The following is a 10,769-nucleotide window of genomic DNA, read 5'->3' as shown; positions in this document are numbered from 1 at the left end:
GCGTCCGTCTGGGCGTTGTCGGACTGCTCCCCTACCGTTTGCTGCACGCTTTGCCACGGGGTCATCTTACCGGCCAACTGGGGTAAGGATAGGGGTCAAAGGCGCTTCGAAGGTATGCGTCGTTAGGCTGAAAACCACCTCTGACCTGCGTCGGGCTGACAGGATTTGAACCTGCGACCACTTGACCCCCAGTCAAGTGCGCTACCAAACTGCGCCACAGCCCGGTCGCCGGCACTGTCACCGGCGGCAGGTCGAAAGCCTACCGGAGACGCTGCCGACAATCCCCAGCCCACCGCTCCTGGTTGTCCACAGTCAGTGATTCATCCACAGCGGCCAGTTGCGGGGCCGCTCCGTGACACCCGTCGCGGATATCATTCGAACATGCGTTCTACCACCGCTGCCGATACGTCGGAGGTGACTGCTGCCTTCGACGCGCTCGACGCGGCGGTAGCAGGGGTGAGTGAATTGAACTTTGACGCTTGCTCACCGGTGGTGCGGCTGCGCGCCTTGGAGCGGCTGGAAACCGCCCGCCGCCGCCAAGCAGTCAGCAGCCACGACCTGATCAACGGGCTGATTAACGACGACTGGGCCGACCTCGGCGGCGCCGCGCATAAAGTCATCGCGGATTGGCTGCGCATCACCGTCGCTGAAGCCCGCCGCCGCCTGCGCAACGCCGAACAGCTCCTTCCGCGCATTACCGTGACCGGCGAGCAGTTGCCACCCGAACTGCCCGCCACCGCCGAAGCCTGGCGATCCGGCATCCTCGATGAGCAACATTTGCGCGTGATCCAGACCTTCGTGCGCGACCTGCCCGAGGTCACCCCGGTCAACGTCGTCGAGCGTGCCGAGCGATTTCTAGCCCAGCAGGCGGCCACGCTGCGCCCCGACCAACTGGAAAAGGTTGCTCACCGCTGCGCCGTTTTGATCAACCCCGACGGGAAATTCTCCGACACCGACCGCGCCCGCCAACGTGGCTTCACCTGGTCACCTCAGCGCCGCGACGGGATGAGCATCGGCAAATTGATCGCCACCCCCGAATTGCGAGCACACCTCGATGCCTGGCTGGCCCGCTTCGCTGCCCCGGGAGTGTGCAATCCCGACGATCAAACCGCCTGCCTGACCACCGCACCCAGCGACGAGGCTGCGGCAAAGGATCTGCGCAGCCACGCCCAGCGTCAACACGACGCCCTCAACGCGTTGGCCCGCTGTCAGTTGGGCGACCCGAAGTTGGGCACACACAACGGACTGCCGGTGACCGTCATCGTGTCCACCACGCTGAAGGAGCTCAACGTTGCCCGCGGGCACGCCGTCACCGGTGCCGGCACCCTGCTCCCTATGCGCGACGTCATCCGCATGGCCCGCCATGCCTTCCAACTTGTTCAATCAGGTGCAGGAGGGTCTGGCTTGGAGCCATGCTCTTCGAGGCGGTGGCCGGCTCTGCTCGATGCTTACCTGTCACCGACACCGGTTGACTCAGTAATGACCTGCGTCCGGCCATCGCCGCAAACGAGGAGTGGCTTGAGAGAGGCCTGTTAAGCCGAAAGTTGATGTGCCCTCCTCGGTTTCAACACATCGAAATGAGGAGTGGAACGTGTCAGTGGTATCCAGCATCGATCGCCGTGTGGTGATCGCCATAGATCCCCACAAAGCGTCGTGGACCGCGGCCGTAGTCAGCGAGTCTCTGCAGCCCTTGGCAACTCTTAGAGTGCCGGTCAGCCGTGAGGGTTACCGGTCACTGCACCGGTTCGCCCGCACCTGGCACGTCAGTATGTGGGCGATCGAAGGGGCCTTCGGGATGGGTGCTCCGTTGACTTCCCGTTTAGCCGCCGACGGCGTCGATGTCGTGGACGTTCCGGCCAAACTTGCTGCCCGCGTGCGACTCCTATCCACTGGTCACGGCCGCAAGAACGACGACGCCGACGCCCTATCGGTGGGCATCGCCGCGCTCAACGCCACCCACCTCACCACCGTCACCGTCGATGACGCCGCGACCGCGTTGCGGGCGATTGTCGAGCACCGCGAGGATCTGGTGAAGACCCGCACCCAAACCCTCAACCGGATACACGTGCTGCTCACCAGACTGACCCCCGGCGGCGCGTCGGGCACGCTGACCGCTGAGCGTGCCACCACACTGTTACGCCCCATTCGGCCTCGCGACCCCGCCAACAAAGCTTTGCGCGGCTTGGCCGCCGACATGGTCAGCGAACTACGTCACCTCGACCGCCGCATCGCCAAATCCGCCAACGACATCACGTCCGCGGTCACCGCCTCAGGCACCGGCCTGACCGAGCTGCACGGCATCGGCACGATCTCGGCCGCCAAGATCATCAGCCGCGTCGGAGACATCCACAGATTCCGTTCGGCAGCCGCCTTCGCCACCTACACCGGCACCGCCCCTATCGAGGTGTCGTCCGGCGACGTCACCCGCCACCGCCTCTCCCGCGCCGGCGACCGCCAACTCAACTCCTGCCTGCACGTCATGGCACTCACCCAGATCCGCAACCATCCCCAAGCACAGGCCTACTACCAGCGAAAACGAGCCGAAGGAAAGAGCCGACGCGAAGCCATGCGCTGCCTGAAACGACGCCTCTCCGACGTGGTCTACCGACAGCTGATCCGCGACACCTACCGACAAGAGGCAGGCCCGGGAGGACACTCGGGGGCGGCTCTGTCGTCTCGCGCGGCCGGCTAAAACCCCGAACACCGGCACTTCAGACAAGTCACTTCCCGGGCCTGCTACCTCACGCTACAACCGCACCCTTGACACAGAGAGGCGTCATTACCTAGCCGTCTTTGACGACCACCACGCCCGCCCGCTGTATCTGGGCCGCGCTCGCCGCATCGCCTCACCCGATCAACGTCTAGTGCTCTACGCGCACGACCGCGGGTGTACTTTTCCCGGCTGCGACGCACCGGGCTACATCAGTGAGGTACATCATGTCGACGAGTGGGCCAGCGGCGGACTGACCAACATCGACAAGCTGACGTTCACCTGCCAGCCCCACCACAGGCTGCTGGACAAAGGCTGGCGCACAGCCAAGCTCGCCAACGGCCAAACCCAGTGGATTCCGCCTCCCCAGCTACCACTTCCCGGCGGCGTCAACAGCTACCACTACCCCGAACGCCTCCTACCCGACGACGGCGGCTTGGCTCAGCCCTCAGAGCGCGCTATACCGCCAGTAGTCGATACAAGCCGATAAGGCCGACCACAACGATGATGCCGCGCAACGCGTTCGGCGATAGCCGGCGGCCGTAGTGGGCACCGAGCCAGCCGCCGATCAGCGAACCGATCGCAATGAGGCCGGCCACCGGCCAGCTGATCCGGTCGAACGCGAACAGCGTATAAGCCAGCGCTGCAACAATATTCACCAACAGCGACAGTAGGTTCTTCGCCGCGTTCATCCGGTGCGCCGATTCGGGCAGCAACGCGCCCATCGCCCCGACCAGCAGGATGCCTTGCGCCGCAGTGAAGTAGCCACCGTAGACACCGATCGCGAAAGTACTGACGACCAACGCAACCATTCGGCCATAAGATACGTCGTCCGCGGAGCGGCCGGCCGCCTCCGCTTGCCCTCGTGACCACTCCTGGATCCACGGCCCGATCACCACCAGCATCAGCGCGGCGACCAGTAGCACCGGAACCACTCGGGTGAACACCTTCTCCGGCAGATGCAGCAGCAACCAGGACCCCAGGCCGGCGCTGACCAACGAGGCCGGAACCTGCCAGCGCAGCCGGTTCCACTGGCCGCGCAGCTCCCGCCGGTAACCCCAGGTACCCGACACCCCGCCCGCCACCAGACCGACCGCGTTGGACATGGTCGATGTCACCGGCGGGAAACCCAGCGCGACCAACGTCGGAAAGGTGATCAGCGTGCCTGACCCGACAATCGAATTGATGGTGCCCGCGCCGAAGGCGGCAAGCAAGATCAGGGACGCGTGCGAGAAAGGCACCGGAAAACCCTATCCGGAGACTGAACTGGCCCAACCGCAGGCCAAAGACCTCAGCGCTTCAAGCGGCGCTTCTCGCGCATCCGCACATTGATGCGGATGGGGCTGCCTTCGAAACCGAAAGCTTCGCGCAACCGTCGCTCCAGGAATCGTCGGTAACCGGCCTCCAGGAAGCCGGTGGTGAACAACACGAACGTCGGCGGGCGCGCCGTTGCCTGGGTGGCGAACAGGATGCGCGGTTGCTTACCGCCGCGCACCGGCGGCGGTGTCGCGGCCACCAATTCCTTGATCCAGCTGTTCAAAAGCCCGGTGCCGATGCGGGTGTCCCACGATGTCAGCGCCGCTTCCAAGGCCGGCACCAGCTTCTGCACCGCCCGGCCGGTTTTGGCGGAGATATTGACCCGCTGCGCCCACCGCACCCGGGCGAGCTCTCGATCGATTTCCCGCTCCAGCAGGTAGCGCCGGTCTTCGTCGACAGCGTCCCACTTGTTGAACGCCAGCACCAACGCTCGCCCGGCGTCGATCACCATCGACAACACCCGCTGGTCTTGCTCGGTCAGCGGCGTGGACGCGTCGATCAGGACGATCACCACTTCGGCGGCATCGATAGCGCCGTGCGTGCGCACCGATGCGTAGAACTCGTGCCCGCTGGCTTGAGCGACCTTGCGGCGCAAGCCGGCCGTGTCGACGAAACGCCAGATCTTGCCGTCTATCTCGATCAGCGAGTCCACCGGGTCGACGGTGGTGCCGGCGACATCGTGTACCACCGACCGCTCGTCACCGGCCAGCCGGTTCAGCAACGAACTCTTGCCGACATTGGGCTTACCGACCAGCGCCACCCGCCGCGGACCGCCACCTGTCGACGCCGACTCGGCAACCGCCGGCAGCACGGCCACCACTTCGTCGAGCAGGTCGGCCACACCGCGTCCGTGCATTGCGCTTACCGCGTACGGCTGCCCGAGCCCCAAGGACCACAACGCCGCGGCGTCGGCCTCGCCTCGCTCGCCGTCAACTTTGTTGGCGGCCAGAAACACCGGCTTGCCGGACCGGCGCAAAATGCGAGCGGCGGCCTCGTCTCCGGAGGTGGCGCCGACGACCGCGTCGACCACCAGTATCACCGCGTCAGCGGTGCGCATCGCCACCGACGCCTGCTCGGCGACCAGCTGCTGCAAGCCTTGCGCGTCCGGCTCCCAGCCCCCGGTGTCCTGCACGACGAACCGGTGCCCGGTCCACAGCGCGTCATAGGACACCCGGTCGCGGGTCACGCCAGGCACGTCTTGCACCACGGCTTCTCGTCGGCCCAGGATCCGGTTGACCAAGGTTGACTTACCGACGTTGGGCCTACCGACAACCGCGACCACCGGCGGCGGACCACCGAGATCCTCCTCATCCGCAGCGGCGAGATCACCGACTTCCCAGTCGGTTTCGTCACTCCACGTGCCGTCTTGGCTCACCGGATCGCCTTACTCCGCTGATCGACCAACTCAAGCAGGTGAGTGACCACCTCGGCCTCGGTCATCTCGCTGGTGTCGACGACCACCGCGTCCTCGGCCGCCCGCAGCGGCGACACCGTCCGCGTCGAATCCGAGTGGTCGCGGCGACGCACGTCGGCCAGGACAGCGTCATAGTCGTCGACCTGGCCCGCCGCGACGTTCTGATCGTTGCGTCGCCGCGCCCGGGTTTCAGCCGAGGCCGTCAGAAACACCTTGACGTTTGCATCGGGCAGCACCACCGTGCCGATATCGCGGCCCTCCACGACGATGCTCCCCCGGCCGCGGGCCATCTCGCGCTGAAATCCGACCAGCCGCTCACGCACCGCTGAGACCGACGACACTGCCGACACCGCTCGGGTGACCTGGTCACCGCGTATTTCCGCCGAAACATCTTCGCCGTCAAGGAAACAACGATCGATATCCGGGTCGTAATCCACCGACAGCTGCGCCGAAGCGGCGGTCGCCGCGACTGCTGCGTCATCCTCTTGATCGACCCCGGCCCGCAGCACCGCCAACGTCACCATCCGATACATGGCGCCGGTATCGAGATAGCGTGCTCCCAGTGCGCGTGCCAGCCCCCGCGAGACTGATGATTTTCCGGTTCCGGCCGGACCGTCGATCGCGATGACGACGCCGCCCTCGACCGTCACAAGCCCACCGCTTTATAGAGTTCACCGATCTCGTTGCGGCCCAGAGCCCGCAGGCTGCCTGGCCGCTGCTTGCCCAGCGACACCGCGCCGATATCGGTGCGAACCAGCGCCTCTACCGGAAAGCCGGCGGCCGCCAGCAGCCGACGGACGATGCGCTTGCGCCCCTCGCGCAGGGTCACCCGGACCATGGTCTTGCCCGGAATCGCGTCCACCACAGCGAAATCATCCACAGCGGCGGGTCCGTCGTCCAATTCGAGGCCCGCACGCAGTCTCTTGCCCAGCCCGCGCGGGACTGTGCCCGCGACAGTCGCCACATACGTCTTAGGTACTCGATACGACGGATGCATCAGCCGGTGCGCTAGTTCACCGTCGTTGGTCAGCAGGATCAACCCTTCGGTGTCGGCGTCGAGCCGGCCGACGTGAAACAGGTTGCGGTTGCCGCGCACTCGATGTTCCACGACATCGCCGATGCAGGCGCGGCCGCGGTCGTCGGACATGGTCGAGTGCATACCGCGCGGCTTGTTCAACGCCAAATAGACCATCGACTCGTCGAGAACCACCCTGGCGCCGTCAACATGGATCACCGACACGTTCGGGTCGACTCGGGTGCCCGGCTCGGTCACCGGCTGCCCGTCGACTTCGACGCGGCCCTCGGCAATCAGCCTCTCGGCGACCCGCCGCGAGGCAATTCCAGCCTGCGACAACACCTTCTGCAACCGGACACCGTCGGAATCGGCCATTAGCTTTCATCCACATCGAAAGCTACAGCGGGCTGCTCTGGTGCCCGAGCGCCGCTGAGCTTGACGAAGCGAGGCTCGGCATCGAGCGATTCGCTCAGATCATCGATCGTGTCGACGTCGGGCAGCAATGGCGCGATGTCCGGCAGATCGGTCAGCGAGGACAGCCCCAACCGCTCCAGGAACAGTTCGGTGGTGGCGAACGTCGTCGCACCGGTGTCCGAATCCGCACCGGCCTCGGTGATCAGGCCGCGTGCCAGCAAGGTGCGCACGACGGCGTCGACGTTGACCCCGCGCACAGCGCTTACCCGCGCACGGGTCACCGGCTGGCGGTAGGCCACTACCGCGAGCGTCTCCAGTGCCGCCCGGGTGAGTTTCGATCGGGTACCGTCCAACAGCAGCCGCTCGACATAGGGCGCGAAACGGGCGCGGGTGTACATGCGCCACCCGCCCCCGGCTTCGCGAAGCTCAATGCCGCTGTCGCGTTCGGTCAGCTCGTCGGCCAGGACCCGCAGCTTCGCGGCCACCCGGTACACCGGTTGCTCGGTGGCAGCGGCCAGGGCCTCGTTGCTCACCGGCGTGTCCACCACCAGCAACAGCGCTTCGAGCACCCTGCCGAGTTCCGCGTCGTCGAGCTCTGCCGGGTCAGGAGGTATCTCCAGACCCAGGTCCAAGTCAGGCATGTCTTCGGTCATGATTCGATTCGAGATTGCGCAGCGGGCCGACCTTCGCGGCCGTCGGGAAGGTCTGTTTCCCTCACGTCTTCGCCGGCCGGCCGTTGCCCGGTCCAGGAAATTTGAAGCACACCAAGCGGTTCTGCCTGCTCGAATGCTACCGCGCGGCTCCGATACAGTTCGAGCAGTGCCAGGAAGCGTCCGACGATTTCGATCGGGGCCCGACAGTCGGCGACCAGCTCGGAGAACGACGCCCACTCGCCACTGCCCCGCGCTTCCAGCAACGACGACAGTTCAGCGGCCTGCTCGGGCACCGAGACGACCATTTGGCGCAGGTGTTCGAGGCCTACTGTCGCTACCGGCCGTGGCGTGAAAGCGGTCGCGGCGATATCGGCGAACCGGTCTGCGTCGACGCCGAGCATCACCTCCGGCAGCAGCCCGGCGAAGCGCTCCTCCAACGCCACCGCCCGCGGATAACTGCGCAGCGCAGCCGCTTCGAGCTCGGCGAACATCTCTGCCACGTGCTTGAACGCCCGGTACTGCAGCAGGCGGGCGAATAACAGGTCGCGCACCTCCAGCAAGGCCAGGTCAGCGTCATCCTCCACCTGCCCAGCCGGCAGCAGCCGCGCGGCTTTGAGGTCCAGCAAGGTCGCCGCGACCACCAGAAACGCCGTGGTCTCCTCGAGCGCCAGCTTGGATCCGATCGCGCGGGTGTAGGCGATGAACTCGTCGGTGACCTTGTGCAAAGCCACCTCAGTGACATCGAGCCGATGGCCGAAGATCAGTTGCAGCAGCAGGTCGAACGGCCCCTCGAAATTGGTCAGCCGGACCCGAAAACCGTTTGACGGTGGCATTTCGCAGTGCACGTTGCGCTAAGCACCGAAGCGGTCGATGACCTCGCGGGCCAGCGCACGGTAGGCCTGCGCACCTACCGACTTCGGCGCCCACGTCGTGATCGGTTCACCGACCACGCTTGTCTCCGGGAATCGCACCGTGCGGCTGATCACGGTGTCGAAGACCAGGTCACCGAAACGCTCCACGACCCGCGCCATGACCTCGCGCGAGTTGATGGTCCGCGGGTCGTAGCGGGTGATGAGTATGCCGCTGATGTCCAGTTTCGGGTTGAGCCGATCCCGGACCTTGTCTACGGTGTCCGTGAGCAGCGCCAGGCCGCGCAGGGCGAAGTACTCGCACTCGGTGGGGATGACCACGCCGTCAGCGCACGCCAATCCGTTGACGGTGAGCAGCCCCAGTGACGGCTGGCAATCAACCAGCACGTAGTCGTAACGGTCGAGCACCGGGTACAGCGCGCGGGCCAGGGTCTGCTCGCGGCCCACTTCGTTGACCAACTGAATCTCTGCAGCCGACAGGTCGATATTGCTGGGCACCAGATCCATGCCCTTGACGCGGGTGTGCAGCAGCACATCGTCGACCGACACCCGCGACTCCATCAGCAGGTTGTGCACCGTGCGGTTCAAGTCATAGTGCGGCACGCCCAAGCCCGCCGACAGTGCGCCCTGGGGGTCCATGTCGACCAACAGCACCCGCCTGCCGTATTCGGCCAGCGCGGCGCCCAGGTTGATCGTCGACGTGGTTTTGCCGACGCCGCCCTTCTGGTTGCACATCGCAACGACCTTGGCCGGACCGTGGGATGTCCGGGGCTTGGGCTCCGGGATCGCCCGCCACGGCCGTCCGGTCAGGCCGACCTCGGCAACCGGATCCGCGTCATCTGGGCGGGTCATGCCGGGTCGCGGCTCGTTGTGGAATGCGCAGGCATCCGGTTGCTGACGGACATCGCAGGAAAGTCTAACGGCTACCTGCACCGGCGGAGGGAAACGCGCAGGCAACCCGACCAGCCGATATTCGGCGCCGGCAGCCGACTATCGTCTCCCCCATGAGCCTCAAGCAACGTATGCCGTTCCTGCGGTGGTCGGTCTGGCGGATGGCTACCGGTGCCCGCAACATCACGACCACGGGCCAAATCGGTGACGGGCGGGAAGCCGCGGCGGTCGACTACGTGCTGAACAATGCGAAAGCCGGCGACGTCGACGACGTGCTGGCCGCCATCGACCGCTTCGCTTACCAGAAGTCGATACTGATCAACGTCGGCGACGAAAAAGGAGCCCTGCTCGACGCCGCCGTTCGCCGGGCCGACCCGAAGCTGGCCCTGGAGCTGGGCACCTACTGCGGATACAGCGCGCTGCGCATCGCGCGGGCTGCTCCCGCCGCGAAGGTGCTGTCTGTCGAACTCGCCGAAGCCAATGCGGCCAACGCCCGCCGGATCTGGGCGCACGCCGGCGTCGACGACCGGATCACGTGTGTGGTGGGCACGATCGCGGACGGCGGACGCACCCTCGACGCGCTGGCCGGCCAGCACGGTGTCGGCGCCGGCTCGGTGGATTTCGTGTTCGTCGATCACGACAAAAACGCGTACCTCACCGATCTGCAGAGCATCCTCGACCGCGGCTGGCTGCACCGCGGGTCGATCGTCGTCGCCGACAACGTCAAAGTGCCCGGCGCGCCGAAATATCGCGAATACATGCGGCAGCAGGAGGGCAAGCTGTGGCACACCACCGAACACACCGCGCACGTGGAATACCAGCGACTGATCAGCGATCTGGTGTTGGAGTCGGAGTACCTCGGCTGACGCGGCCGGCGAATCAACGCGCGCGCGGGTGCGCGCCGGCCCACACTTCGCGCAGTGCGTGCACTGTCACCAGCGTGTAGATCTGCGTCGTCGTCACGGACGCGTGACCCAGCAACTCCTGCACCACCCGCACGTCGGCGCCGCCGTCGAGCAGATGCGTGGCGAACGAGTGCCGCAGCATGTGCGGCGACACACCTGAGGTGATGCCGGCGCGCTCGGCCGCGTCCTGCAGGACCTGCCACGCACTCTGACGGGACAACCGACCGCCGCGGGCGTTCAGGAAGATCGCCGGCGTCCCCCGGCCGCGACGTGCCAGGTCCGGACGGGCCCGCACCAGATAACCGTTCAGGGCATCCACGGCGGGCCGCCCGATCGGTACCAGCCGCTGCTTGCCGCCCTTGCCCCGCAGCAGCACCGACCGGGCTTGGGTGTCGATGTCGTCGACGTCGAGGCCGACGGCCTCGGAGATGCGTGACCCGGTGGAATAGAGCAGCTCCAGCAGCGCCCGGTTGCGCAGCGTCAGCGGGCCGTCGGACGGGCTATCGCCGCCGGCGCCGGCGAGCAACGCCAGCACCTGTTCGACGGTCAGGCTCTTCGGCAGCCGGCGCCCGGGAGTCGGC

The 10,769-nt window shown here is 66.1% G+C and carries 11 protein-coding genes, 1 tRNA gene and 1 pseudogene; 4 read left to right on the top strand and 9 right to left on the bottom strand.

Annotated features, from left to right (window positions below):
• Positions 1–150 precede the first annotated feature (150 nt).
• A tRNA-Pro gene (locus WA317_RS06390) sits at positions 151–224 on the bottom strand.
• A 157-nt stretch (positions 225–381) separates the two neighbouring features.
• On the opposite strand from WA317_RS06390, the gene WA317_RS06385 reads away from it, so the two are divergent.
• From WA317_RS06385 to WA317_RS06375, 3 genes and pseudogenes are all read left to right on the top strand, one after another.
• Positions 382–1,536 (top strand): 13E12 repeat family protein, encoded by a 1,155-nt coding sequence (locus WA317_RS06385; RefSeq protein WP_425172235.1) that lies wholly within the window; start codon positions 382–384, stop codon positions 1,534–1,536.
• Positions 1,537–1,591: 55 nt separating this feature from the next.
• Positions 1,592–2,692: an IS110 family transposase gene (locus tag WA317_RS06380; protein WP_425172234.1), complete on the top strand. Its 1,101-nt coding sequence runs from the start codon at positions 1,592–1,594 to the stop codon at positions 2,690–2,692.
• An 85-nt stretch (positions 2,693–2,777) separates the two neighbouring features.
• Positions 2,778–3,200, top strand: a pseudogene (locus WA317_RS06375) (DUF222 domain-containing protein); the annotation flags it as partial.
• Here WA317_RS06375 and WA317_RS06370 read toward each other — a convergent pair.
• The 7 genes from WA317_RS06370 to WA317_RS06340 are packed head-to-tail and all read right to left on the bottom strand — an operon-like array spanning position 3,169 to position 9,244.
• The gene (locus WA317_RS06370) at positions 3,169–3,951 is read right to left on the bottom strand and encodes a sulfite exporter TauE/SafE family protein (protein WP_425172233.1); all 783 of its coding nucleotides are present in this window, start codon (positions 3,949–3,951) and stop codon (positions 3,169–3,171) included. The pseudogene WA317_RS06375 and the gene WA317_RS06370 sit on opposite strands and share 32 nt — an antisense overlap.
• 50 nt (positions 3,952–4,001) lie before the next feature.
• Complete coding sequence (der, locus tag WA317_RS06365; protein WP_425172232.1) at positions 4,002–5,402, bottom strand: ribosome biogenesis GTPase Der; 1,401 nt, start codon at positions 5,400–5,402, stop codon at positions 4,002–4,004.
• A complete protein-coding gene (gene cmk / locus WA317_RS06360; protein WP_425172231.1) occupies positions 5,399–6,091 on the bottom strand; it encodes a (d)CMP kinase in 693 nt (230 codons plus the stop codon). Before cmk ends, der begins: the two co-directional genes overlap by 4 nt.
• Entirely contained in the window at positions 6,088–6,831 is a 744-nt protein-coding gene (locus tag WA317_RS06355; RefSeq protein ID WP_425172230.1) for a pseudouridine synthase, read from the bottom strand. The genes cmk and WA317_RS06355 overlap by 4 nt, the downstream gene beginning before the upstream one ends.
• Positions 6,831–7,523 (bottom strand): SMC-Scp complex subunit ScpB, encoded by a 693-nt coding sequence (gene scpB / locus WA317_RS06350; protein WP_425172229.1) that lies wholly within the window; start codon positions 7,521–7,523, stop codon positions 6,831–6,833. The genes WA317_RS06355 and scpB overlap by 1 nt, the downstream gene beginning before the upstream one ends.
• Positions 7,520–8,356 (bottom strand): segregation/condensation protein A, encoded by an 837-nt coding sequence (locus WA317_RS06345; RefSeq protein WP_425172228.1) that lies wholly within the window; start codon positions 8,354–8,356, stop codon positions 7,520–7,522. The genes scpB and WA317_RS06345 overlap by 4 nt, the downstream gene beginning before the upstream one ends.
• 18 nt (positions 8,357–8,374) lie before the next feature.
• Positions 8,375–9,244, bottom strand: a complete 870-nt coding sequence (locus tag WA317_RS06340) for a ParA family protein (protein ID WP_425172227.1) — start codon at positions 9,242–9,244, stop codon at positions 8,375–8,377.
• 152 nt (positions 9,245–9,396) lie between these two features.
• Here WA317_RS06340 and WA317_RS06335 point away from each other — a divergent pair, with 152 nt between their 5' ends.
• Positions 9,397–10,149 (top strand): O-methyltransferase, encoded by a 753-nt coding sequence (locus tag WA317_RS06335; RefSeq protein ID WP_425172226.1) that lies wholly within the window; start codon positions 9,397–9,399, stop codon positions 10,147–10,149.
• A gap of 13 nt (positions 10,150–10,162) precedes the next feature.
• Here WA317_RS06335 and WA317_RS06330 read toward each other — a convergent pair.
• The coding region (locus WA317_RS06330; RefSeq protein WP_425172225.1) for a tyrosine-type recombinase/integrase at positions 10,163–10,769 on the bottom strand (607 nt) is incomplete at its 5' end.

Source organism: Mycobacterium sp. (assembly GCF_049802695.1).
GTDB lineage: Bacteria > Actinomycetota > Actinomycetes > Mycobacteriales > Mycobacteriaceae > Mycobacterium.
The sequence above is the reverse complement of the archived record's forward strand: the minus strand, read 5'-3'. Positions and strand labels throughout refer to the sequence as shown.

Excerpts from the sequence above, each read along its gene's own strand:
- WA317_RS06385 (WP_425172235.1), top strand. The coding sequence starts at position 382 with ATGCGTTCTACCACCGCTGCCGATACGTCGGAGGTGACTGCTGCCTTC.
- WA317_RS06355 (WP_425172230.1), bottom strand. The coding sequence starts at position 6,831 with ATGGCCGATTCCGACGGTGTCCGGTTGCAGAAGGTGTTGTCGCAGGCT.
- scpB (WP_425172229.1), bottom strand. The coding sequence starts at position 7,523 with ATGACCGAAGACATGCCTGACTTGGACCTGGGTCTGGAGATACCTCCT.
- WA317_RS06345 (WP_425172228.1), bottom strand. The coding sequence starts at position 8,356 with ATGCCACCGTCAAACGGTTTTCGGGTCCGGCTGACCAATTTCGAGGGG.
- WA317_RS06340 (WP_425172227.1), bottom strand. The coding sequence starts at position 9,244 with ATGACCCGCCCAGATGACGCGGATCCGGTTGCCGAGGTCGGCCTGACC.
- WA317_RS06335 (WP_425172226.1), top strand. The coding sequence starts at position 9,397 with ATGAGCCTCAAGCAACGTATGCCGTTCCTGCGGTGGTCGGTCTGGCGG.